The 23,162-nt window shown below is 61.6% G+C and carries 19 protein-coding genes; 15 read left to right on the forward strand and 4 right to left on the reverse strand.

All coding sequences use genetic code 11. The features are described from left to right. Positions 1-13: 13 nt before the first annotated feature. A complete protein-coding gene (locus NGR_RS06520) occupies positions 14-1,489 on the reverse strand; it encodes an NAD-dependent succinate-semialdehyde dehydrogenase (RefSeq protein WP_015887458.1) in 1,476 nt (491 codons plus the stop codon). A gap of 127 nt (positions 1,490-1,616) precedes the next feature. Further along, positions 1,617-2,885 carry a 4-aminobutyrate--2-oxoglutarate transaminase gene (locus NGR_RS06525; protein WP_015887459.1) on the reverse strand — a complete coding sequence of 423 codons (1,269 nt, stop codon included), beginning with the start codon at positions 2,883-2,885 and terminating at the stop codon, positions 1,617-1,619. Positions 2,886-3,110: 225 nt separating this feature from the next. Between NGR_RS06525 and NGR_RS06530 the strand changes: the two genes are divergently transcribed. The 5 genes from NGR_RS06530 to NGR_RS06550 all read left to right on the forward strand — a co-directional run bounded on the left by NGR_RS06530 (position 3,111) and on the right by NGR_RS06550 (position 9,423). Further along, positions 3,111-3,938 carry a MerR family transcriptional regulator gene (locus tag NGR_RS06530; protein WP_015887460.1) on the forward strand — a complete coding sequence of 276 codons (828 nt, stop codon included), beginning with the start codon at positions 3,111-3,113 and terminating at the stop codon, positions 3,936-3,938. 378 nt (positions 3,939-4,316) lie between these two features. Beyond that, positions 4,317-5,486 carry an acyltransferase family protein gene (locus NGR_RS06535; RefSeq protein WP_015887461.1) on the forward strand — a complete coding sequence of 390 codons (1,170 nt, stop codon included), beginning with the start codon at positions 4,317-4,319 and terminating at the stop codon, positions 5,484-5,486. 16 nt (positions 5,487-5,502) lie between these two features. Beyond that, positions 5,503-6,618: a glycosyltransferase family 2 protein gene (locus NGR_RS06540; RefSeq protein ID WP_164923934.1), complete on the forward strand. Its 1,116-nt coding sequence runs from the start codon at positions 5,503-5,505 to the stop codon at positions 6,616-6,618. Beyond that, a complete protein-coding gene (locus NGR_RS06545) occupies positions 6,608-7,630 on the forward strand; it encodes a glycosyltransferase family 2 protein (protein WP_015887463.1) in 1,023 nt (340 codons plus the stop codon). Before NGR_RS06540 ends, NGR_RS06545 begins: the two co-directional genes overlap by 11 nt. After that, positions 7,630-9,423, forward strand: a complete 1,794-nt coding sequence (locus NGR_RS06550; protein WP_015887464.1) for an ABC transporter ATP-binding protein — start codon at positions 7,630-7,632, stop codon at positions 9,421-9,423. The genes NGR_RS06545 and NGR_RS06550 overlap by 1 nt, the downstream gene beginning before the upstream one ends. Before the next feature lie 68 nt (positions 9,424-9,491). Here NGR_RS06550 and fba read toward each other — a convergent pair whose 3' ends face one another. Together fba and NGR_RS06560 are read right to left on the reverse strand one after the other, a co-directional pair. Further along, positions 9,492-10,538, reverse strand: a complete 1,047-nt coding sequence (gene fba / locus NGR_RS06555; RefSeq protein ID WP_015887465.1) for a class II fructose-bisphosphate aldolase — start codon at positions 10,536-10,538, stop codon at positions 9,492-9,494. 57 nt (positions 10,539-10,595) lie between these two features. Next, positions 10,596-10,814, reverse strand: a complete 219-nt coding sequence (locus NGR_RS06560) for a hypothetical protein (RefSeq protein WP_164923935.1) — start codon at positions 10,812-10,814, stop codon at positions 10,596-10,598. Between the two features lie 484 nt (positions 10,815-11,298). Between NGR_RS06560 and NGR_RS06565 the strand changes: the two genes are divergently transcribed. From NGR_RS06565 to NGR_RS06605, 10 genes are all read left to right on the forward strand, one after another. After that, complete coding sequence (locus NGR_RS06565) at positions 11,299-12,897, forward strand: peptide ABC transporter substrate-binding protein (RefSeq protein WP_015887466.1); 1,599 nt, start codon at positions 11,299-11,301, stop codon at positions 12,895-12,897. Between the two features lie 53 nt (positions 12,898-12,950). Next, complete coding sequence (gene oppB / locus NGR_RS06570) at positions 12,951-13,874, forward strand: oligopeptide ABC transporter permease OppB (RefSeq protein WP_015887467.1); 924 nt, start codon at positions 12,951-12,953, stop codon at positions 13,872-13,874. Then, the gene (locus tag NGR_RS06575) at positions 13,867-14,997 is read left to right on the forward strand and encodes an ABC transporter permease (RefSeq protein WP_015887468.1); all 1,131 of its coding nucleotides are present in this window, start codon (positions 13,867-13,869) and stop codon (positions 14,995-14,997) included. Before oppB ends, NGR_RS06575 begins: the two co-directional genes overlap by 8 nt. A 1-nt stretch (position 14,998) precedes the next feature. Further along, positions 14,999-16,600, forward strand: coding sequence for an ABC transporter ATP-binding protein (locus tag NGR_RS06580; RefSeq protein ID WP_015887469.1), 1,602 nt, complete (start codon positions 14,999-15,001; stop codon positions 16,598-16,600). A 103-nt stretch (positions 16,601-16,703) separates the two neighbouring features. Beyond that, the gene (locus NGR_RS06585; RefSeq protein WP_164923936.1) at positions 16,704-16,901 is read left to right on the forward strand and encodes a hypothetical protein; all 198 of its coding nucleotides are present in this window, start codon (positions 16,704-16,706) and stop codon (positions 16,899-16,901) included. A gap of 420 nt (positions 16,902-17,321) precedes the next feature. Beyond that, a complete protein-coding gene (locus NGR_RS06590) occupies positions 17,322-19,208 on the forward strand; it encodes a Wzz/FepE/Etk N-terminal domain-containing protein (RefSeq protein ID WP_164924088.1) in 1,887 nt (628 codons plus the stop codon). 1,042 nt (positions 19,209-20,250) lie between these two features. Further along, positions 20,251-20,448, forward strand: a complete 198-nt coding sequence (locus tag NGR_RS33010; RefSeq protein ID WP_015887471.1) for a transposase — start codon at positions 20,251-20,253, stop codon at positions 20,446-20,448. A 136-nt stretch (positions 20,449-20,584) separates the two neighbouring features. Next, the gene (locus NGR_RS33015) at positions 20,585-21,100 is read left to right on the forward strand and encodes an IS110 family transposase (protein WP_015887472.1); all 516 of its coding nucleotides are present in this window, start codon (positions 20,585-20,587) and stop codon (positions 21,098-21,100) included. A gap of 1 nt (position 21,101) precedes the next feature. After that, positions 21,102-21,497, forward strand: coding sequence for a transposase (locus NGR_RS33020; protein WP_164923937.1), 396 nt, complete (start codon positions 21,102-21,104; stop codon positions 21,495-21,497). A gap of 643 nt (positions 21,498-22,140) precedes the next feature. Next, on the forward strand, positions 22,141-22,992 hold the full coding sequence (locus NGR_RS06605; RefSeq protein WP_015887475.1) for a sugar transferase: 852 nt from the start codon (positions 22,141-22,143) through the stop codon (positions 22,990-22,992). Positions 22,993-23,162 lie beyond the last annotated feature (170 nt).

Below are 23,162 nucleotides of genomic sequence, written 5' to 3' on the forward strand. Positions count from 1 at the left end.
CCAATCGCATCTGTCAGATATTGCCCATGCAGAGATATTTCATCTCGAGATAATCCTCGAGACCGTGGCGCGAGCCCTCGCGGCCGATGCCGGACTGCTTGATGCCGCCGAAGGGTGCCGCTTCCGAGGACATGCGGCCGGTGTTGATGCCGACCATGCCGTATTCCAGCGCCTCGGCCACATGCCAGACCCGCTTCAGATTCTCGGCGTAGAAATAGGCGGCGAGGCCATAGATCGTGTCGTTCGCCTCGGCAACCACCTGTTCGGCGGTCTCGAAGTGGATGATCGGAGCGATGGGCCCGAAGGTCTCTTCCTGGGCCGCACGCATGTCGTGTGAAATCCCGGTGAGTACGGTCGGCTCGAAGAAGGTCCCCTTCGTGCCGATCCGCCCGCCGCCGCAGCGAAGTTCTGCTCCCTTGGCGAGCGCATCGGCAACATGCGCCTCGATCTTCTCGATCGCATGGCCATCGATCATCGGACCGATGGTCGCGTCCGGTGAAAATCCATCGCCGACGCGAAGCTCTCGCACCCGCGCGACGAATTTTTCCGCGAAGGCGTCGTGCACCGCCGATTGCACATAGATGCGGTTCGCCGAGACGCAGGTCTGGCCGGCATTGCGGAACTTCGCCTGGATCGCGCCGTCCACCGCCTCCTCGATGTCCGCATCGTCAAAGACGATGAAGGGGGCGTTGCCGCCGAGTTCGAGGCTGACCTTCTTGATCTGGTCGGAGCATTGCCGCATCAGCAGCCGTCCGACTTCGGTGGAGCCGGTGAAGCTGATCTTGCGGACCTTCGGATTGCTGCAGAGCTCGCGCCCGATCGGCGCCCCTTCCGAGGCGTAGAGGAGATTGAGAACGCCTGCGGGAAAGCCAGCCTTCTCGGCAAGCACGAACATCGCTCCGGCGACAAGCGGCGTCTGTTCCGCCGGCTTCAGGACGATGGCGCAGCCAGCGGCAAGTGCCGGGGCGATCTTGCGCGCCACCATCGATGCGGGGAAATTCCACGGTGTGATCGTGCCGACGACGCCGACCGGCTGCTTGATGACCAGCATACGGCGGTCATTGGCAGGTGCCGGAAACGTTTCGCCATAGATGCGTTTCGCCTCCTCCGCATACCACTCGATATAGGAGGCGGCATGCAGGACCTCGCCCTTCGCCTCGCCGAGCGGCTTGCCCATTTCGGCGGTCAGGATGGCGGCGAGATCGTCGGCATGGGCGACGATCAGGTCGTGCCAGCAGCGCAGGATCGCGCTTCGATCCTTGGCCGGCTTGCCCGCCCAGATCGGCTGCGCCTTGGCGGCTGCTTCGATCGCAGCATGTGCGTCCTCGATCCCCATGTCGGGAAGCGTCGCCAGCAATTCCCCGGTCGAAGGATTGAAGACGTCGAAGGTCGCGCCGTCCCATGCGCCGGACGCGTGTGTGAAGCTATCAAGCTTGGCGAATTGGTCCGCTGCCCGAAGGTGTTTCGTCAGTGCGGATGTCAGGGCCATGGCGCGTCCTCCGGCGAGGCGGGCCACGGCTCAGCAAGCCTCGCTCTTTGTCTTATTGCGGGGCGCGCGGGTCTGCGCGCCCCGAGCCGGGGTCGAACAGGCGCGATAGCGGTCGCCCGGCCGGCCGTCAACCGCGCGCTTCGAGGATCGATGCCTCGAGGATATCGAGCGCCTCGGCAAAGACCTCGTCCTGGATGGTGATCGGCGCCAGGAAGCGGATAACATTGCCATGCACGCCGCAAGTCAGCAGGATCAATCCTTTTTCAAGGGCGATCAGGCGGACCTTGTTGGCGAATTCGGCGCTCGGCAGCTTCGTCTTCACGTCGTTGAATTCGACCGCGTTCATGAAGCCTGGACCACGAATGTCGACGATCTCGGGCGCCTTTTCGCGGATCTGCGCAAGACGCTGCTTCAGACGGTTGCCGAGCTGGTTGGCCCTCTCGCAAAGTTGTTCTTCCTCGATCACGTCGAGGACGGCATGCGCCGCGGCGATGCCGATCGGGTTGCCGCCATAGGTGCCGCCGAGACCGCCCGGTCCCGGCGCATCCATGATTTCGGCGCGGCCTGTGACCGCGGCAAGCGGGAAGCCGCCGGCAAGGCTCTTGGCCATCGTCATCAGGTCCGGAGCGACGTCGTGATGCTCCATCGCGAAGAGCTTGCCGGTCCGGGCAAAGCCGGTCTGGACTTCGTCGGCGATCAACAGGATGCCGTGCTGGTCGCAGATTTCGCGGAGCGCCTTCATGAATGCGGTCGGAGCTGGATAGAAGCCGCCTTCGCCCTGGACCGGCTCGAGGATGATCGCCGCGACGCGGCCCGGATCGACATCGGCGGCAAAGAGCTTCTTCAGCGCCGCCAACGACTGCTCGACGCTGACGCCGTGGAGCTCGATCGGGAAGGGGGCATGGAACACGTCGGCCGGCATCGCGCCGAAGCCGACCTTGTAGGGCACCACCTTGCCGGTCAGCGCCATGCCCATGAAGGTGCGGCCGTGGAAGCCGCCGCCGAAGGCGATGACGGCCTGCCGTCCCGTCGCGGCGCGGGCGATCTTCACCGCGTTCTCGACCGCTTCGGCGCCGGTGGTGACGAAAATCGTCTTCTTCGCGAACTTGCCGGGGGCCAGCGCGTTGAGGCGCTCGGCCAGATGCACGTAGTTCTCATAGGGGACCACCTGGTGGCAGGTGTGGGTGAAGCGGTCGAGCTGTGCCTTGACGGCAGCGATCACCTTCGGATGGCGGTGACCGGTGTTGACGACGGCGATACCCGCGGCGAAATCGATATAGCGATTGCTTTCCTTGTCCCAGATCTCTGCATTTTCGGCGCGGTCAGCGTAGATCTGCGTGGTCATTCCCACACCGCGGGATATGGCGGCGTTCTTGCGGTCGGTCAGGCTGGTCATCGTCGCTGTCCTGTGTAAGGGTTGGCAGATATGTTACATTTTTTCTGTAAGATTTTTTTGAAAGAGGTACATCTTTTGACATGGAAAGCAAATCAAATTTGCTGATCGAGACAACACGACGACTGATGCCACGCCTTGTGTATCGGCAAGGCCCGCAGATAGATTGCCGCAAGCTGCCGAAGGCTGGGAATCGCGTCGTAGCCGGCGCCGGAAGGACAGGGACTGATGAGCGGGGTGGGCAACATACGCTACAAGGTGGCCGAGGCGGCGCGGCTTGCCGGCGTCTCGGCTTCGACGCTGCGCCTGTGGGAAACCCAGGGGCTTGTCGTGCCCGAACGTTCGGCGACCGGGCACCGCCAATATACCGAGGCGGACCTGGCGCGGCTGAAGCGCATCTCGTGGTTTCGAGCCGAACGCGGGCTTAACCCGGCCGCCATACGCGAAGCTCTGGAAGCGGAGAGCGCGGCAAATGACGAGCCCGGCGCCGGTTCGTCCGTGGAAGGCAATATCGACCTGCAGGTCGGTCGAAAACTGCGAAGCCTCAGACATGCGGGCGGCAAGACACTGGAACAGGTGGCCGGCGACGTCGGTATTGCGCCGTCGGTACTGTCGACGCTGGAGCGGACGTCCCAAGGCGTCTCGGTTGCCGTGCTGCACAACCTTGCCGAATATTTCGGAACGACGGTCTCGAGCCTCTCCGGCGAGGAGGAGCCCCAATCGCGGACTCTTGTCCGCGCCGGCGAATGGCGCAATTGGCCGCGCACGACGCCGGGCGTGACGGTTCAACTGCTTGCGGAAGGCAAGAACCAGATGGATTGCCACCGCTTCGTGCTGGCACCCGGCGCATCCAGCGAGGGGGCCTATCGCCACGAGGGTGAGGAATTCGTCTACGTGCTTTCCGGTCGCGCCGAGTTCGTGCTCGACGGAGACCAGTTCTATGACCTTTATCCGGGCGATTCCCTCTATTTCGAGAGCCGCCGCAGACACGCCTGGTCGAACCGCCACGATGGCGAGACCGTTCTTTTGTGGATCAATACGCCGCCGACTTTCTAGGCGGGTGGTCAACGACTTATCGCGAGAAATTAATGTAGTGGATCTCTGATTTGGATGCATATATCTAAGTGCATTGCCACAATTCTTGCACTTATTAAGATGCAGTCGCCGCGTCATATAGGTCAAATCCCGCTTCGCGCCGGCCGTTGCACCAGCAACACAACTCGATTCTGTTGATCTCTGGGGCGCAATTCTTGCGACAGCTGCGTCAAAGTTTGGCCCTATTCGCCAATACATTCGCCACGTCGCCTTACCCATCTTTCACCACCTCATCTTCTCAGAAGAGCGCCTGGCGACACGGCGGCAACAGTCATACCGGTCTTGGGAGTGATGCCACCAGGGGAGAATCCCGCAAAGATTTAACTCGGGGGGATGTTCATGCAGATTGCGCGCGACCGACAGTTGGATGGCCTACGAGCCGTCGCCGTATCCTTGGTGCTCTACGCTCATTTCTTCGCGGCCGACGGATCGCATTGGGGCCATATCGGCGTTCGGCTGTTCTTCGTGCTTAGCGGCTTTCTGATCACCCGTTTGCTGCTGCAGGCGCGCGACGAAACGAGCTTCGAAACGGGGACAGCCCTTGGATCCTTCTACGCGCGCCGGGCGCTCCGCATCTTTCCTCCCTATTTTGCCGTGCTTGGATTCGTTTGGCTGATCGGCCTGGAGCATTCCAAGGAAGTGCTGGCCTGGCACGCGCTTTATCTTTCCAATTTCTGGTACGCGCTCCAGAACGAGTGGACGCCTTGGGTTCTCTGCCACACCTGGAGCCTGAGCATCGAGGAGCAATTCTACATCGTCTGGCCGCTCATCGTCCTCGTCGCGCCGCGACGCTCGGTAGCCGAAATCTGCGTCGGGGTCATCGCGCTCTCGCTGGCCTACCGGTTCTACTGGCCCCTGACCGGAACGCCGTCACTGGCGCGGGATCTGCTGCCCCCGGCTTCGATGGACGCTTTGGCCGCGGGCGGGCTGTTGGCCGTTCATCGGTCGAAAAACGAAGCCTGGCCGCAATGGGTCCAGAGAAGCTGGATTCCGCTGCTGGCTCTCTCTTTGATCCTCCTGTGGCTTCGACCCGTGCCGAAGACGTCACTCCTCGAGTGGCTGGCGTGGATTGGGCTTGAGATTTCTCCGTTGGTGCCGCTGGTCATGCTCGTCGGCAGCTGTGCGCGCGGCATCGGAGGTTCCTTAGGGCGCCTCTTCGAGAGCGCGCCGATGACTGCCCTCGGCCGCATCAGCTACGGCGTCTATCTTTACCATGCCATCGTCCTCGCTGTCGTCGTCCAGGCGCAGTCCTTCATTCCCGTCAATGTCTCGGAGCAAGGGCTGGGGCGCTTTCTCGTCGCGGGCGCCGGTACGTTGCTCCTCGCCTCGATCTCGTGGTGCGCTTTCGAGCAGCCGCTGAACACGCTCAAGCGCCACTTCCCCTACGTTCGCCGGCAAGGCGGTGGGACCGCCGCGGTCCGCCCCGGAAGAGCGGACGAGGAGGCATCGATCTATCTGCGGGCGTCGGGCGATCGCGCCAAAACCTTGGAAATCTCCGATGTTCAATAAGCACGCGAGCCGAACCATGCCCACCCCATTGGTGTCCGTCCTCCTGCCCGTCTACAACGGAGAACCCTATCTCGCCGCCGCGCTCGAGAGCATTCTGCGTCAGGACTACAAGCACTTGGAGGTCGTCGCGATCGACGACGGATCGACGGATCGCTCGCTTGAAATCCTAGAGCGCTATCGCAAAGCCGATCGCCGTATTTCCATTCTTTCACGGGAAAACCGCGGCCTGATTGCGACCTTGAATGAGGGTCTCGGCTTGGCCAACGGCGACCTTGTGGCGCGGATGGATGCCGACGACGTCGCCTATCCGTCCCGCCTCTCCCGCCAGGTCGCGCTGTTTGCCGAAGAACCACAGCTTGCGCTCTGCGGCACGGGCATCGACACCCTGATCGGCGATCGCATCGCCCGCGGCAGACCGAGCCCGATCTATCGGCGGGACAGCATGCGCATCCTGTCGATGTTCTTCACCATCTTTCTCCACTCGACCGTGATCTACAACCGCAAAGCCATTCCCGGCGACCTGCTCGTCTACGATCCGGACTATCCGCACGCGGAAGATTTCGATCTGTTCCGTCGGATCGCCGACCGCTTTCCGGCAGCGATGATCGACGAGCCGCTGGTTGCCTATCGGATCCATGAGGCCAGCGTGACCAGCAAGCACCAGCGGCAGATGCGTCAGACGCATCTGAAGATCGTCGCGGAAAACCTTGAACGCAATGGTCTTTTTGTCGACGCAGGCCCGCTCCGCGACCTCGGAACCGCGGTGACGCGAGACACGGTCGGAACTGTTGCCGATTTCATCCTCTCTCTGGAGACCAAGATCTCCACCTGTCCCGCCGAAACGCGCAAAGCCTACGAAGACGGCATTCTGTGCTTCTTCTATTTCCTCTACCAAATGATCGTCGATGAAGAGCGGCCGGAACTGACACACGCGTTTCTGACGCGGACAGGCAAATGGCAGCTTATTCGACGCCGGGAGCGGTACGGCCTGCTCGCCGGCGCGCGCCTACCCTGGTGCAGCCGCCTTTCCATTGCGGCGACCAGAAGAGTGGATTGGCTGGCGCGCTACATGCAGTCCGTGCCGGCGGCGAGCGTCCTTCCTCAGCATGGTGCGGTCTGCGATGGCGTTTGAAGAGACCTTGAGAGCGGACAAGCGCGTCGGCGCCGTTGCCGCGCCGAAGGGCACGCGGCCTTTTGCGAGCTTCATCGTCTGTACCCGCGACCGGGTCCAGGCGCTTGTCGCATGCATCCGGTCGATCGAGGCGGCCTGCGCCGCATTCCCCGCCATCACCTGTGAGCTTGTCGTGGTCGATAACGGCTCGACCGACAACACGCCCGGCGAATTGCGCCGCGTCGCCGCGTCCTCGAGCATGGTGATGACGCTCGTCATCGAACCGCGACCGGGCCTTGCGGCTGCGCGCAACGCAGGAATGGAACGGGCTCGCGGCCGGATCCTCGTGTTCATCGACGATGATTGCGAAATCGGCCGAACCTATCTGTCCGATCTGGCACGACACTATGCGAACGGCGACCAGCGGGTGGTCCGCGGCGGGCGCGTGGAACTCGGCAATCCCCTTGACCTCCCTTTTACGATCAAACGATCGAAGACGCGCGAACGACTGACCAGGGACGTTCATCCCGGCGGCTTCGTGCTCGGTTGCAACATGACCATGCATCGCGAGGTGGCGGCACTTGTCGGCCCCTTCGACGAGCGGTTCGGCGCCGGTGCGCCCCTGCAGTCCGCGGAGGACACCGACTATCTGGTGCGTGCCTATCACCTGGGCATTCCGGTCGAATACGTGCCTGACATGACGGTCTTCCACCATCACGGCCGAAAGGCCCGGGCAGCCATCGAGAAGCTTCATCGCAGCTATAGTCTGGGCAATGGCGCGCTCTGCCTGAAACATCTCTTCAGGGCACCTTGGCTCCTGCGACACTTCTGCTGGACCCTGCGGTCGGCGTGGTGCCAGTCGTTCGGCGGGGAAAGGTTCGATCCCGAACTGCGGCTCTCCCATTGGCCCATCGTATCGATGAACCTGATGGGCGCGGCGAAGTTCGCATGCCTTGTCATGGCAAGCCGGGCCGAGCCGACGGAATTGCGCCGTATCGGTGAGACGACACCGGGACTGGAGCGAGGTCGATGATGTTGCGCTTCCTGATGCCGGGCTTGGAGCTGTTGCGCAATGCGCTCGGGCGGCAGGTGCGCCTGCTGCCGCTGGTCGTCATCCTTGGGCTCGCGAGCGCCGCCCTCGAAGGCGCCGGTATCGGCCTGATCATTCCGATGCTCGGCATCATTGCCGGCAACGAAGATGCCGCCGGACTAAGCGGGATCTCCGCTGCCTTCCAGCAGGTAGGGGCCGGATTGGACCAGAGCGACAGGCTGCTGGTGATCGCGGCTGCGGTCCTCGCTCTGATCATCCTGAAAAACGTGCTCGCCTTTGCAAACACCGTGCTCACCACCTTCATCTACGGGAAGGCCAGCCATTCCATTCGAAGCGCGCTTTCGGACCAGCTCTTGAGGATTGGCTACCCCTTCTTCCTGCAGCAGAACCCCGGCCGCTTGCTCAACATCATCTCCAACGAATCCTGGCGCGCCTCCGACGCGATACAGACGGTGCTGGCGGCGATCGTGCACGGCTCGGCGACGATCATTCTGCTCGCCTGCCTGCTGCTCCTGTCGTGGCAGATGACGCTGTTCGTCGCGCTTGGCCTCGTCCTCGTCCAGATCGTCCATGCGGTGCTGTCGGCGACACTCAAGGCTCCCAGCCGCAACGTCACCTCATTCAACAGCGACCTTGCAGCGCGAATGCTGCATCTCGTCCATGCCGGCCGGCTGATCCGAGTCTTCGGGCAGGAAAGCCGCGAAAAGACGGCCTTCGACGCCGCGTCGCATTCCGTTCGCCACGCCGGCTTCGTGCTGCAGACCCGACAGGGAGCACTGCCGCCGCTCACCGAAGTTCTGCATTCCGCCCTGTTTCTTGCGGCGGTCGTCAGCGCCTGGTTCGCCGGTGTCAGCTTTCCGGTGATCGTCGCTTTCGTGGTGTTGCTCTATCGGCTGCAGCCGCATGTCCGCGCCCTGCAAATGTCCTGGAGCCAGATCCAGGGCTGGAGCGGATCGCTCGAAGAGGTGAGGTGGCTGCTGGACTCGTCGGACAAGCCGAAGCCACCGTCCGGCAGCAAGCCGGTCAAAGGCCTGCACAGCGGCATCGAATTCGATCGAGTGACCTTCAGATATCCCGGCTCGGACGCTCGCCCCGTCGTGCTGCGCTCCACCACCTTCGAAATCGCCAGTGGCCGCTCGACGGCGCTCATCGGCCGGTCCGGCGCCGGCAAGACGACGATCGTCAACCTGCTGTGCCGGTTCGTCGAGCCGGACGAAGGTCGCATCCTCATCGACGGCGTGCCGCTCGACCAGATCGATCCCGCCCAGTGGCGACGCCAAATCGCCGTCGCCAGCCAGGATCTGGAGCTCGTGGATGGAAGCATTCACGAGAACATCACCTACGGTCAGGAGGCGACGGTAGCGGAAGTCGTTCGTGCGGCAAAATTGGCCGAGGCGCATGGCTTCATCGAAAAGCTGCCGCAGGGCTACGAGACGGTGGTGGGCTACCGGGGAGCGAGCCTTTCCGCCGGGCAGCGCCAACGCATCGCGCTCGCCAGGGCGCTGGTGCGCGATCCGGCGATCCTCATCCTCGACGAAGCGACCAATGCCGTCGACGGACTTTCGGAAGCGGCAATCGTCGAGACGCTCAAACTGCGCGCCGGCCGGCGGACGACCATCGTCATCAGCCATCACAGAAACACGATTTCGTTTTGCGACGACGTCGTGGTTCTCGGCAGCGGCCGCGTCAAAAGCCAGACGCGCCTTGCCGAGTTGGCGTCGCTCAGCATGGACCAGCTCTACGAGCACGAGGCCCCGCTGGAGAGCCAAAGCTGAAAATAAAAAGCAATGCCGTGCGCCCTTGCGGGGTGCACGGCATTGCAGTGTTCCAGCCTGGATGGGTGTCAGGCCGCCTTGGCGTAGCGCTTCGCCATTTCCGGCAGTCTCAGCACCCGGATCTTCGACGCCTGGCCGGCCGTACGGAAGGCCTCGAAACGCCCCTTGCAGACCTCGGTCATGTGGGCGATGGCGGGCTTCAGGTAGTTGCGCGGATCGAAATTGTCCGGGTGTTCGATATGGTGCTTGCGGATCTCGCCGGTGAAGGCGAGGCGGAGGTCGGTGTCGATGTTGACCTTGCGGACGCCGAGCGGGATGGCCTTCTGGATCTCCGAGACCGGAACGCCCCAGGTCTTCTTCATCTTGCCGCCATAGGCGTTGAAGAGTTCCTGGAGGTCGGCCGGCACGGAGGATGAGCCGTGCATGACGAGATGGGTGTTGGGCAGTCGCTTGTTGATCTTGGCGATCGTCTCGATCGAGAGGATTTCGCCGTCCGGCTCGCGGGTGAACTTGTAGGCGCCGTGGCTGGTGCCGATCGCCACCGCCAGCGCATCGACGCCGGTCTTGGAGACGAAGTCGAACGCCTGGTCGGGGTCGGTCAGCAATTCCTCGCGCGACAGCTTGCCTTCGAAGCCGTGGCCGTCTTCCTTGTCGCCGGCGCCGGTCTCGAGGTTGCCGAGGCAGCCCAACTCGCCTTCGACCGAGACACCGGCCGCATGGGCGATCTTCACGACCTCGGCCGTAACCGCGACGTTATATTCGTAGCTCGCGACTGTCTTGCCATCCTTTTCCAGCGAGCCGTCCATCATCACGGAGGTGAAGCCGTTGGTGATCGCGGAAATGCACGTCGACGGCTGGTCGCCGTGGTCGAGATGCAGACAGACGGGGATATGGGGATATTCTTCCGCCGCGCCGAGGATCAGGTGGCGCAGGAAGGCGTCACCGGCATAGGCGCGCGCGCCGCGGCTTGCCTGCAGGATCACCGGGGAATCGGTCGCGTCGGCGGCGCGCATGACCGACTGGATATATTCGAGATTGTTCACATTGAAGGCCGGCAGTGCATAGTCGTTCTCCGCCGCATGGTCGAGCAGTTGCCGCAACGTGATCAATGCCATTCGAAATCTCCCTGATACTGGTGCGCCTCACTCCCGGCGCCGCGAATTGATACGGGTTCATATATCGGCCGCCGAAGCACGCCGTTCATCGGCGATGCGGAGCGTCTGCGAGCGCAGTTCGATACCTCCGGAACCGGCGTGCCGGACCCAAGTCAAACGCACAATAATTGATGCAGACCGTTTGGCAACCGGGCCAAAGGGCGGTGCAGACACTTGATTGACGTGCGTCAGGGCCATTTGCTGTGGATGAAAACGCGCCCCGTCAAAAATCACCACATTCGCTTTCTGGTTGGTGGTGGCGTTGCGGGAAAGGGTTGCGGGAACGACGCGCGCTGGATCGCGCCTTCGCCTTGCAGCGGCCCATCGTTTTGGTTGCGGGTGAAGTCTGCCGATGACACGCAGTGCGCGCGCCCTCGCAAAAAGATTGCGAAAGGCGTTCGAAATTTTTCTGCATATTACGTAAAGTGCCGCATCTATTCATGAAGTTTGCACAGAGCCCCTGATTTGTCGTCACAGGACGGGGCGCGGCTCGAATTGCCTTCCAATCTAAATCGTTGCAGTTGCGGGTTTCCGGCGCATAATCCGATAGCTGAACATCTCGGACAGGCGACGGAATCCGTCGCAACGGCGCAATGCAACCATCGCGATTATCAGAATCTCGTTTTATAAAGGAGGGTGCAAAATCGCCTTGCCTTTGGTGAGGATTTGCACTTCTCTCCTCCGATCAACCACACTCAAAACGAGGGGAAGGAGAAGAAAAATGGCTTCACTGAAATTCAATCTCCGCACGGCCGCGCTGATCGGCTCGCTGCTTATCGGCGCGAGCCCGGCGCTCGCTGAAGCTGTGTTGCACCGCGGCAATGCCGGCGAGCCCCAGACGCTCGACCAGGCGCACACCTCCATCAACATCGAGGAATTCATCCTCAAGGACCTCTATGAGGGTCTGACGATCTACGATGCCGCCGGCAAGATCGTCCCGGGCGCCGCCGAAAGCTGGGAGCTTTCGGATGACGGTGTCGTCTATACGTTCAAGCTGCGCGCCGATGCCAAGTGGTCGGACGGCTCGCCGGTCACGGCCGAGGACTTCGCCTTCTCGTTCCGCCGGGTCGAGGATCCCAAGACAGCGGCCGAATACGCCAATATTCTCTTCCCGATCAAGAATGCCGAGAAGGTCAATAAGGGTGAAGTGCCGGTCGACCAGCTCGGCGTCAAGGCCGTCGACGAAAAGACCTTCGAGGTCACTCTCGAACGGCCGACACCCTTCTTCCTGGAACTGCTTGCACACCAGACGGCGCTGCCGGTCAGCAAGGCGAGCGTCGAGAAAAACGCCGCCGATTTCGTCAAGCCGGGCGTGATGGTTTCGAACGGCGCCTTCAAGCTGACGGCACATGTGCCGAACGACAGCCTGACGGTCGAGAAGAACGCCAGCTATTGGGATGCCGCCAACGTCAAGCTCGACAAGGTGATCTTCTACCCGATCGACGACCAGGCCGCCTCGGTACGCCGCTTCGAAGCCAAGGAAATGGACCTCGCCTACAACTTCTCCGCCGACCAGATCGAGCGGCTGCGCACGTCCTATGGCGACCAGGTCCATGTCTCGCCGACGCTGGCGACCTATTACTACGCCTTCGACACGCGGCAGGAGCCCTATAGCGATGTCCGCGTCCGCCGGGCGTTGTCGATGGCGGTCGACCGCGACTTCCTCGCCAAGGAAATCTACAGCGGCTCGCAACTCCCCTCCTACTCGATGGTGCCGCCGGGAATCGAGGGCTACGGTGACCCTGCCAAGGCGGACTTTGCGGACAAGTCGCAGCTCGATCGCGAAGACGAAGCGGTTAAGCTGATGAAGGAAGCCGGCTACGGCGAGGGCGGCAAGCCGCTGAACATCGAGATCCGCTACAACACCAACCCGAACCACGAGCGGGTTGCAACGGCCGTCGCCGACATGTGGAAGAACACCTTCGGCGCCAAGGTTTCGCTCTCGAACCTCGACGTGTCGTCGCACTACGCCTACCTGCAGGAAGGCGGCAAGTTCAACGTTGCCCGCGCCGGCTGGGTGGCCGACTATGCGGATGCCGAGAACTTCCTGGCGCTGAGCGTCAGCTCCAACAAGACCTTCAACTATGGTCACTTCGAAAACGCCGACTACGACGCGTTGATGAAGAAGTCCTATGAAGAACAGGATCCGACGGCGCGCTCGAAGATCCTGCACGAGGCCGAGACCCTGCTGATGAAGGAACAGCCGATCGCGCCGTTCCTGACCCAGGCGGACCTGTGGCTCGTCTCGGGCCGCGTCAAGGGCTGGCAGGACAATGCGCCGAACGCGCATCTCAGCAAGTTCCTGAGCATCGCCGAATAACGAACTGAGGCGACGCGCGGGCTGCCCCGCGCGTCGCCTCCGGAGCCAAGTCCATGATCTCCTTCGTCCTTCGCCGGCTGGCGAGTGCGGTGCCGACGCTGTTCATCGTCGTCACCATATCCTTCTTCTTGATGCGGTTTGCCCCCGGCGGTCCCTTCAACCTCGAGCGTCCTCTCCCGCCCTCCACGATGGAGAACCTGATGAGGACCTATCACCTCGATCAGCCGCTCTGGCGCCAATACGGCATCTATCTCAGCAATGCGGTAACCGGCGACTTCGGTCCGAGCTACATATACCATGACAACAATGTCGCGCAGTTGATCGGCAAGGGCTTGCCCTATTCGATGGAGCTCGGCTTCTATGCGCTGATACTGGCCGTGGTCGGCGGCGTCATCGCCGGCACGATCGCGGCGCTTCGGCAGAACAGTTTCCTCGATTTCGCGATCATGTCGGTGTCGACGATCGGCGTCACCGTTCCGAATTTCGTCGTGGGGCCCGTGCTGACCCTGATCTTCGCGATCATGCTGTCGTGGCTTCCCGCCGGCGGCTGGGGCGACGGGTCGTTCCGCTTCCTGATCCTGCCGATGATCGCCCTGGCGCTGCCGCAGCTTGCTGTCTTCGCCCGGCTGACGCGCGGTTCGATGATCGAGGCGCTCAACACGGACCATATCCGCACCGCAAAGGCCTATGGCCTGCCGTCGCACACGGTCGTGGTGACGCATGCGATGCGCGGCGCCCTGCTGCCGGTCGTTTCCTACCTGGCGCCCTGTGCGGCAGCCCTTCTCACCGGTTCGGCCGTGGTCGAGACCATCTTCACCATCCCTGGCGTCGGCCGCTATTTCGTTCTCGGTGCGATCAATCGTGACTACACCCTGGTGATGGGGACCGTGGTCCTCATTGCCATCTTCGTCATCGTCTTCAATCTCCTGGTCGATATTCTCTACGGCCTGCTCGATCCGAGGGTTCGCCATGACTGATATCGTCCAGGCGCCGCCGGGCTTGCCGGAAACCAAGGGGCGCAGCCTCTTCCAGCTTGCGGCGCTGCGCTTCCGCCGCAATCGTGCCGCCATGGCCGGCTGCATCATGCTGGTGCTGATCGCGCTCTTTTCCTTTGTCGGGCCGCTGTTCTCGCCGCATAGCTACGATCAGGTCTTTCCGTCCTACGTGTCGATCGGCCCGAGCCTCGAGCCCCGGCCCGACACCTCGACGCTTCAGGAGGTGATGGAAAGTGTTGCGGCGCGCGCCCGTGTGACGCTCAAGGAATTCAAAGTCGAAGGCGAAGCCTTCACCGCCACGGTCATCTCCGAGCAGCCGATCGATCCGCGTGCCACGCGCTATTTCGACCGGGCCAACGAATTCGAGAACACCAAGGTGGTGGCAACCGAGGACGATGGCCGGACGCTGAAGGTCGAGGGTCAGGTCGACCGCGAATACTTCCCGTTCGGCACCGATTCCAACGGGCGCGACCTGCTCGTGCGCGTCATGCTCGGCGGCCAGATCTCGATCGCCGTCGGCCTGCTGGCAAGCCTCGTCTCGCTCGGCATCGGCGTCGTCTACGGCGCCACGTCGGGCTATATCGGCGGGCGCGTCGACAACGTGATGATGCGCTTCGTCGAAATCCTCTATTCGCTACCCTTCGTCTTCCTCGTCGTGGTGCTCGTCGTCTTCTTCGGCCGCAGCTTCGTCTTGATCTTCCTGGTGATCGGCGCCGTCGAATGGTTGGACATGGCCCGCATCGTGCGCGGCCAGACGCTGGCTTTGAAACGGCGCGAATTCGTCGGGGCAGCGCAGGCCCTTGGGCTCACCGACTGGCAGATCATCCGGCGGCACATCATTCCGAACACCATCGGCCCGGTTATCGTCTTCGTGACCGTCGTCGTGCCGAAGGTGATCCTGCTCGAGAGCTTCCTGTCGTTCCTCGGCCTCGGCGTGCAGGCGCCGCTGACGAGCTGGGGCGCGCTGATCTCGGAGGGGGCAAACAACATCCAGTCGGCGCCATGGCTGCTCATCTTCCCGGCCATCTTCTTCGTCGTCACGCTGTTCTCGCTGAATTTCGTCGGCGACGGCCTGCGCGATGCGCTCGACCCGAAGGACCGCTGACATGACAGAGATGAAGGACTCGATTCTTGCCGTGCGCGGCCTCAAAGTGGATTTTTCGACCCCGGACGGCACGGTCGAGGCCGTCAAGGGCATCGGTCTCGATGTTCGCAGCGGCGAGACGCTGGCGGTCGTCGGCGAATCCGGCTCTGGCAAGAGCCAGACCATGATGGCCATTATGGGCCTGCTCGCCAAAAACGGCACGGTCAGCGGCTCGGCGCGCTACCGCGGCCAGGAACTGGTCGGCCTCCCGCCGAAGGCGCTGAACGACGTGCGCGGCTCGAAAATCACCATGATCTTCCAGGAGCCGATGACCTCGCTCGATCCGCTCTACCCGATCGGCCGGCAGATCTCCGAACCGATCGTCCATCACCGCGGCGGAACATTCAAGCAGGCGAAGAAGCGCGTCCTCGAACTCCTGGAGTTGGTCGGTATTCCGGAACCCGCTCGCCGCATCGACAGCTACCCGCACGAACTCTCGGGCGGTCAGCGTCAGCGCGTGATGATCGCCATGGCGCTTGCCAACGAGCCGGACATCCTGATCGCCGACGAGCCGACGACGGCGCTCGACGTGACCATCCAGGCGCAAATCCTCGATCTGCTTAAGTCGCTGCAGAAGCGCTTCGGCATGGCGATCGTGCTGATCAGCCACGATCTCGGCATCGTAAAGCACTTCGCCGATCGGGTCGCGGTGATGCGCCGCGGCGAGGTGGTGGAAGAGGGGAGTACGACCGAGATTTTCGAGCGTCCCAAGGCGGATTACACAAAGATGCTGCTCGCCGCCGAGCCGAGCGGCCGCAAGGCTCCGCCGGCCGGCGGCGCGCCGATCATTCTCGAGGGTCGAGACGTGGGGGTCGAATACGCCATCGGCAAGGGTCTATTCGGTGGTTCGGCCTCCGTCTTCCGGGCCGTTGACGGCGTCAACCTGCGCCTGCGGCAGGGCCAGACGATCGGTATCGTCGGCGAGTCCGGCTCGGGCAAATCGACCCTCGGTCGGGCGCTGTTGAGATTGTTGCCGAGCAGCGGCTACTACCGCTTCGGCGCGACCGACATCTCCGGTTTCGACCGAAGCGCCATGCGGTCCCTGCGCCGCGAACTACAGCTTGTCTTTCAGGATCCCTACGGCTCGCTTTCGCCGCGCCTGACGGTAGGCGAGATCATCACCGAGGGGCTGTATGTGCATGAGCCGGGGCTGAGCCGTGCCGAGCGTGATCGACGCGCCATTGCGGCCCTGAAGGAAGTCGGCCTCGACCCGGCCTGGCGCAACCGCTATCCGCACGAGTTCTCGGGCGGCCAACGTCAGCGCATCGCCATTGCCCGGGCGATGATTCTGAAGCCGAAGGTGGTGATCCTCGACGAGCCCACATCCGCTCTCGACCGGTCGGTACAGGGCCAGGTGATCGAATTGCTTCGCGACCTGCAAAACAAGCATGGCCTTTCCTACATCTTCATCAGCCACGATCTCTCCGTGGTGAAGGCGATGTCCGACTATGTGATCGTCATGAAAAACGGCCGCATCGTCGAAGAGGGGGAGACGGACGCGATCTTCCAATCCCCGAAGGAGCCTTACACGAAGACGCTGATCGGGGCGGCGTTCAACGTGTGACATCGCAGGCGAACGGCGAGGGTTATCCGCCTCGACGCCCTCAGATCGCCGAAAATCGGTCCCATGTGACGGTCTCGTGAAAGATTTGCTACAGGAGACCGTCGTGACTCAAGTTACGGATGAGGGACGCCCCGCAAATATCAGAGCACAGTCGGAATATCTGAACGGCATCGATGTGGCCACCGGCTCCAGGATCATGGCGGCTGTGGAAGAGATGCTCGAGTTGAATCCAGCACTTGTGCTCTTGTTCAACATTGGCCAGCAGAGCCGTCGCCTCTACGACCCTCGTCTGGCGGACTGAAGCTGCTTCAATTTGGCAGACCGCCATCAACGGCGGCTCGAGGGGGGACACCGTTCCATCGCGCTCATCGAAACCGGTCAACTACAAGCGGCTTCCAAAATCAAGCGGCCGCCGAGCAAGAAAACGGACAGCGCCAGCTCCCCATGGCACGGAACACGCGCACTGTTTCTGCAACGGAATGGGCAAGCTTACGCCATTTGGCGGAGTTTTCGGATCCCCCCCGCGAAGCTAATCTGAACAGCGACGGCGCGGATAGTCGCAGGCTGGCAATCGACGTGCATGGATACTCCGCATGCCCAAATCGGATATGCGCAACTGGTCGAGACGCCCACTAGCGATATCCCAGCCGGCTGTAGTGGGAATGTGGCTCCGATCTGCGCAGCAAATTCCCGGGATTGTAGATGAATGCGGGCGGAAGCAATGCTAGAGAGTCAGTGGTCGGCAGCGGCGAAGCAAAGCAACCCATACAGGCCGGATAGCGATTCCGACTTTATCCGCTTTGCGGATATCACGTCATTTATCCGGCAGCGTATCTTTCTGATCATGTCGTGTCCGTTCATTGGACTGCTTGGCGCGGTCTTCTACGTTGCCACGACAGATTCGATATTCACGGCCCGAACCCAAATTCTCATCGAGCCGAAAATCCCCGAACTGCTACAGAAGCAATCCAGTGATATCAATTTGTCGCTGGACACTTCCCAAGTTGAAACCCAACTCGCGGTCCTGCGGTCCGAGAAGATCGCTTCAATGGTGATCGATGAACTGGGCCTTGTCGACGATCCAAGTTTCAAGCCCCTGCATAGCCCGAGCCTAACGGTACGTTTGGAGCGTATTGCAGGGATGGCCGTCGAAACGTTCGCTTTCAACGAGGTTACGCAACCTCCTACAGCGCCGCCCCCGTCAACTGCCCCAGACGCAGCGGAAACATCGGAACTCACGGCAGAATTGTTGGAATTTCAACGCAGGCGCCGGGTGGTTGAAACCTTCAGTCAAGGCTTGGGCGTCCAGCGCGTTGGCGTCTCCTATGCGATCGACATAACTTTCAACTCTTTGGATCCAGAATTGGCGGCAAAAGTCGCCAATGCGACGGCGGGAGCGTTCGTTCGCGAACAACTGGAGACGAGAGCTGCAGCTGCACGAGAAGGCGTGGAGTGGCTTGAGAAACGCATCGAGGAAGTACGTGTCCAAATGAACCTCGCCACGCAGATTACTCAAGAGTTTCGCGCTAAACATGACTACCGTGTCGGCCGTCAACCGGGAGCACCGATCGTCGACGGGCAAGTCGCGCCGTCTGGAGAAGGGGAGAGTACAACGCCCAGCGGCCCCACTCTCGAGGAACTTGAGGTCACCGCAGAGACGTACCGCAAGATGTATGAAAGCCTTCTGGCTGGCTTTACGAATTCTGTGAACCAACAACCGTTTTTGATCGCGGACGCCCGCGTTATCACGCCGGCCACGCGACCGCTCGCTCCAAGTTATCCGCGGACGAAGTTGGTGCTAGCTTTGGGCGTGCTGGCGGGGCTGATGGCTGGTGTCGGGCTTGCTTTTGCACGCCACACGCTGGACCGGACGATCCGGACGCCACGCCAAATCAGGGATGAGCTGGGCCTCGACTGCATCGGCGAATTGCCAGCGGCGCGCTTCTTCCGAGGCTTTGGTCAGCTGGATGACGTGCTCAAACGCCCAGAGTCTCCGTTCAGCCGAAGTCTCAGAAGCACAAAAGCCGCCATTAGCATGGCCGAGGTGGCGCACCCATTGCGTTGTATCGGAATCACATCGGTCGCGCCGGGTGAGGGAAAGAGCACGGTTGCGAGCAATCTCGCGGCGTTGTATGCGGCCTCCGGAGTGCGAACGCTCGTTATCGATGCCGATGTCTTCCACTCTGCGTTGACCAACCGCCTTCTCTATGCTCGGGCATCGACCGACGAGAACCTGGATGACATACGAGAGCAAATCAAATTCGTTCCAGGGCAGTATTTCGATCTATTGCCAAGTGAGGTGTCTGCTGCACATCGCCTGATTACGCCCAAGAACATGGAAAAATTGCTCGACGAACTCGATAGCTACGAGGTCATCATTGTTGACCTACCGGCGTTGGCGTCTGGAGTGCACGGTTTGACAGCTGCTTCCGTGCTCGACGGGGTGCTCATCGTTACTGAGTGGGGAAAAACTCCGTTCGAACTCGTCGCCGAGCTTTCGCGAGTATTGCAGGTCACAAAGACCAATGTGATAGGCGTAATCATGACCAAGGTTCGTAGTGTCTCGACAAGACAATATCGCAGCCGTGCCACCCAAGCGGCGCGTTGAATGGAAACGCTGTAGAAGCCGCACAGCAGGTCCTCGTCGTCGATCCTATAGAGCCTCAATGACGCGCCTCGCCGTGCTCGTAATACCAACGGGCGCCGATCATGACTGATTTGCCCAGTCGCAGAGGCCGATGGACATGATGTTCCATGGCTGTCGACCAGCTTGTTCCATGCGGCGCAGCAGTGGGCGACGATGTCCTCGCAGTCTTTGAACATACGGTCGGAGAGCCGCCAGTTGTCGCGCATGAAGGAGCTCTCGCATTACCAGCCTTGGTGGCACCTTGAGTTTCCGGACTGATCGAGTATCAGGAAGGCATGCGCACCCCATCGACGGCCTGGCTGAACTCGGCGACGTGTTCCTACATGGCCCCGGTGTCACAATACCGAAGTACGAAACCGGCGCCCTTACCCATCTTCGGGCAGATCGCCCGAAGATGAAGGCCCACATGGTGCCCTGATCATGCGGTGCGGAAGGTCGGGTTCTTCGCCGCACCCTACGCTGGGTGATCTTGTTCTTCTGGCCTATTCTGTCTTCCGCCGCCCACTAGATCTCGAAATCCGTGCCTGGCGGGCATGTCGCCTTGATTTCTGCCGGCAGGGAAGTCTTCTTAAAAACCTCTCCCTCAAGTTCGTTGGGCATCGTGCCGAGGCATAGCCGACAACTTCGCAAAGCCCATAGCTTTCAGTTCGCGTCCGTTCGTGGTTTCGTCGATGGATATCGGGAAGTCCTCAAAACAGCCACTGAACGAGGTCCTTGCGCCCCTGTACCCTTCTCATGCGGTTCTTAGGATGCTCGACGTGGGTCGCGCGACGTGAAGCGTGGCGGAACGTGGCGTGCACCATGGGCGACGGCCCGAATTGGCGTAGCCTTCCTGAACCGAGCCGATTCGTCGGCCTCGAGCACCTGGGGGGACACGTGCCCCGTCGGATTGGCCGTGATCGATGCCGCGTGGGGAGTTCGCGCCGGACCTGTGCTTTTCCGAGCGCCAGTACAGGGATCGGCGAAGATCGCGGTGGCTCGTATGCTCGAACGGGGAGAAGGCATGACTGATCAAAGACATTGTTACGCTGGCGTCGACTGGGCGTCGGAGAGCCATCATGTGTTCCTCACGGACGGCAATGGCCGAAAAATCGGCGAAAGGGTCTTCAGGCACGGCGGCGAAGGGCTCGCCGAAATGGCGGCCTGGCTGATGGCGGCGAGCGGCGCGGTTGAGGGGGACGAAATCCAGGACGCAATCTAGGTGCCGCACGGCCCCGTGGTCGAGACGCTGATTGAGCGCGGGTTCAGGTGCATGCCATTAATCCAAAGCAAATGGATCGTTTCCGCGACCGCTTCACCCTGGCGGTGCCAAGGACGACAGCCGCGATGCCGAGGTGATGGCTTCCGCCCTGCGCACCGATCCGCGTTGCTTTCGGTTGCTCGCGGTCTCCGACCCCGTCGTCATCGAATTGCGCGAGTGGTCGCGCATCGCCGAAGACCTCAGCGCCGAGCGCAACCGTTTGACGAACCGTATGCGCGAGCAGCTCTGGCGCTACTTCCCCGCACTGCTTGAGCTCGAAAACGACCTCGGGGCAGAGTGGTTGCTCGATCTCTGGGACACCGTGCCGACGCCGGACAAAGCCGCGCGCATCCGCGAGGCGACGATCGCCAAGCTTCTCAAGCGCCATCGCATCCGCCGCTTCGACGCCCCCCCTGTGCTCGATACATTGCGCGCGCCCGCTCAAGGTCGCCGCCGGAACCGACGAATCCGCCAGCGCCCACGTCACCACGCTCATTGCCTGCATCCGCCTCGTCAACCGGCAGCTCAAACAGGCGCATCATCGGCTCGATGGCCTGACCGCCAGCCTCATCGCAACCGCGCAGGTGGAGCCGGGGCAGAAGAAGCAGCATGACGTGGAGATCCTCGCATCCTTGCCGGGAGTGGGAAGGGTTGTCCTCGCCACGCTGCTCGCAGAAGCGTTCGATGCCCTGCAGCGACGTGACTACGCCGCCTTGCGCAGCTTGACAGGAGTCGCGCCGGTCACCAAGCGCTCGGGCAAGAGCTGCATCGTCGTCAGAAGACAGGCCTGCCATGACCGACTGGCCAACGCCATGTACCATTGGGCGCGCGTCGCCGTTCAACACGACCTCACAAGCCATTTGAAATACGCCGCCCTTCGAAGCCGAGGTCACAGCCACGGTCGCGTCCTGCGATCAGTCGCCGACCGCCTCCTCGCCGTCGCCTGCGCCATGCTCAAAACTGGCACCACCTTCGACCCCTCTCTGGCCGCTCAAAAATCCGCTTGTTAAACGGTGGGAAGTCCCCCCGACATACCACACCGTGGATAGCAGGGATCGGACCGCTTGCGACGATCTTCGCGAGCGCGTGCCGTTGCGCGTCGTTCAGCTTCGTCCGTCCCCCCACCCGGCGCTTTTCCGTTGGTCAGCCCATCGGGAGCGCGCTCGTTGAACCGCACGAACCAGTCGCGCACGATCTGCGCCGTCACGCTGCCGAGGCGAGCGGCCTCTGAACGAGAGCCACCGTCTTAAATCGACGCAAGCGCAAGCAAGCGCCGGTTTCGGCAGGACCCATTTCCCGTCCAGATCCAAATAGAGCCGAGATCTGCACCGCGATCCGCCGAATTTGGCTGTGCTTGATTTGGATCCCTTTGCCGTAGAAAAAGATCTGCTTGAGGCGGGTCAAATGGCAGATCTCTGCTATCAGACGATGATCCAAAGGATGGGATCAACAGAGCGCTTAGTCGGGATGGGCGGCATCAGACTGGTGTGGAGCGACCGTCGAGCCGCATTCGAAGCGGGTATGCGATAGGGACTTAGGAGTAAGCGGCAGAAGCGATTGCGGCAAGCATTACGCCCTTTGCCTTTCTTGCCGCGTAGGGGGCCGCGGCGGAAAAATAGCTGTCAAAGATTTCCGTGGACATCGCTGAAGATCATGACAGCCAACACTCCGGATATTCACCCGTTCCGTCGCAGAACCGTCTCAAGGAATTCAGGTGGCAGTCCCGCATTAATTACAGTGCGCCACTTTTTGTTTCCCGGCGTAGATTCGCGAGAGTGGTCGAGTTCCAAGCGGACTTATCGGCTTGGCTTCGATTTCAGCACTCGGACCGCCGCGGCTGCCGAGAACCAAGCTGCGGCCACCGGACCCGCGCAGGAACAGTATGTCGGTCCGCTTGGCAAATGGCCCAAGAGAGCGCTGGACCTCACCGTCGCGTCGGTGGCTCTAATTCTTGCAATGCCATTGATGCTGATAGTGGCGCTCCTCGTCGCCGTGATGATCGGCCGTCCGATCCTGTTCGTCCATCGTCGCATCGGCTTCAATGGCAGGCCGTTCGATTGCTACAAATTCCGCACGATGGTGGAGAATGCGGACAAGGTCCTGGAGGAGTATCTTGCCCGCAATCCACGAGCGGCCGAGGAGTGGCGGGCGACCCAGAAACTCAAGCACGACCCGCGCGTTACGCTGCTCGGCAAGATTCTGAGGAAGTCCAGCCTCGATGAGTTGCCGCAGCTCATGAACGTTCTGCGGGGCGAGATGAGTTGCGTGGGACCGCGCCCTATCGTTGCCGAGGAGCTATGCCGCTACGGCTCCACCGCGGAAGAATACTTGAAGACCCGCCCCGGGCTGACGGGCCTTTGGCAGATAAGCGGCAGGAACGATGTCGACTATTCGCGCCGAGTTGCCCTTGACGCGCAATATGTACGAAGCTGGTCTATTTTGTCCGATCTGGCCATTCTGGCCCGGACGGCTGTAGCGGTCATGAGGTTCGATCAGGCATCCTAGGAGACCTGTGCGCGGGTGTCTGGACTGGCGTATTGATCCTATGATTCCCTCAATCAATACAATGGATTGAGGGATGCGATGTCACGTCGGCGCATGGGTCAGGAGAAGTTGGGGTTTGCCGTTGATCGCGGCCAGCAATTCGTCTTTGGATGCGCTTGCCAAACTGATTG

Source organism: Sinorhizobium fredii NGR234 (assembly GCF_000018545.1).
Classification (GTDB): domain Bacteria; phylum Pseudomonadota; class Alphaproteobacteria; order Rhizobiales; family Rhizobiaceae; genus Sinorhizobium; species Sinorhizobium fredii_A.

What these genes read in the sequence shown, in the direction of transcription:
- oppB (WP_015887467.1), top strand. Translation starts at nt 12,951, where the DNA reads ATGATCTCCTTCGTCCTTCGCCGGCTGGCGAGTGCGGTGCCGACGCTG.
- NGR_RS06540 (WP_164923934.1), top strand. Translation starts at nt 5,503, where the DNA reads ATGCCCACCCCATTGGTGTCCGTCCTCCTGCCCGTCTACAACGGAGAA.
- NGR_RS06550 (WP_015887464.1), top strand. Translation starts at nt 7,630, where the DNA reads ATGTTGCGCTTCCTGATGCCGGGCTTGGAGCTGTTGCGCAATGCGCTC.
- NGR_RS06590 (WP_164924088.1), top strand. Translation starts at nt 17,322, where the DNA reads ATGCTAGAGAGTCAGTGGTCGGCAGCGGCGAAGCAAAGCAACCCATAC.
- NGR_RS06580 (WP_015887469.1), top strand. Translation starts at nt 14,999, where the DNA reads ATGACAGAGATGAAGGACTCGATTCTTGCCGTGCGCGGCCTCAAAGTG.
- NGR_RS06535 (WP_015887461.1), top strand. Translation starts at nt 4,317, where the DNA reads ATGCAGATTGCGCGCGACCGACAGTTGGATGGCCTACGAGCCGTCGCC.
- NGR_RS33015 (WP_015887472.1), top strand. Translation starts at nt 20,585, where the DNA reads ATGGCTTCCGCCCTGCGCACCGATCCGCGTTGCTTTCGGTTGCTCGCG.
- NGR_RS06545 (WP_015887463.1), top strand. Translation starts at nt 6,608, where the DNA reads ATGGCGTTTGAAGAGACCTTGAGAGCGGACAAGCGCGTCGGCGCCGTT.
- fba (WP_015887465.1), bottom strand. Translation starts at nt 10,538, where the DNA reads ATGGCATTGATCACGTTGCGGCAACTGCTCGACCATGCGGCGGAGAAC.
- NGR_RS06605 (WP_015887475.1), top strand. Translation starts at nt 22,141, where the DNA reads ATGACAGCCAACACTCCGGATATTCACCCGTTCCGTCGCAGAACCGTC.
- NGR_RS06525 (WP_015887459.1), bottom strand. Translation starts at nt 2,885, where the DNA reads ATGACCAGCCTGACCGACCGCAAGAACGCCGCCATATCCCGCGGTGTG.
- NGR_RS33010 (WP_015887471.1), top strand. Translation starts at nt 20,251, where the DNA reads ATGACTGATCAAAGACATTGTTACGCTGGCGTCGACTGGGCGTCGGAG.
- NGR_RS06530 (WP_015887460.1), top strand. Translation starts at nt 3,111, where the DNA reads ATGAGCGGGGTGGGCAACATACGCTACAAGGTGGCCGAGGCGGCGCGG.
- NGR_RS06565 (WP_015887466.1), top strand. Translation starts at nt 11,299, where the DNA reads ATGGCTTCACTGAAATTCAATCTCCGCACGGCCGCGCTGATCGGCTCG.
- NGR_RS06520 (WP_015887458.1), bottom strand. Translation starts at nt 1,489, where the DNA reads ATGGCCCTGACATCCGCACTGACGAAACACCTTCGGGCAGCGGACCAA.
- NGR_RS06575 (WP_015887468.1), top strand. Translation starts at nt 13,867, where the DNA reads ATGACTGATATCGTCCAGGCGCCGCCGGGCTTGCCGGAAACCAAGGGG.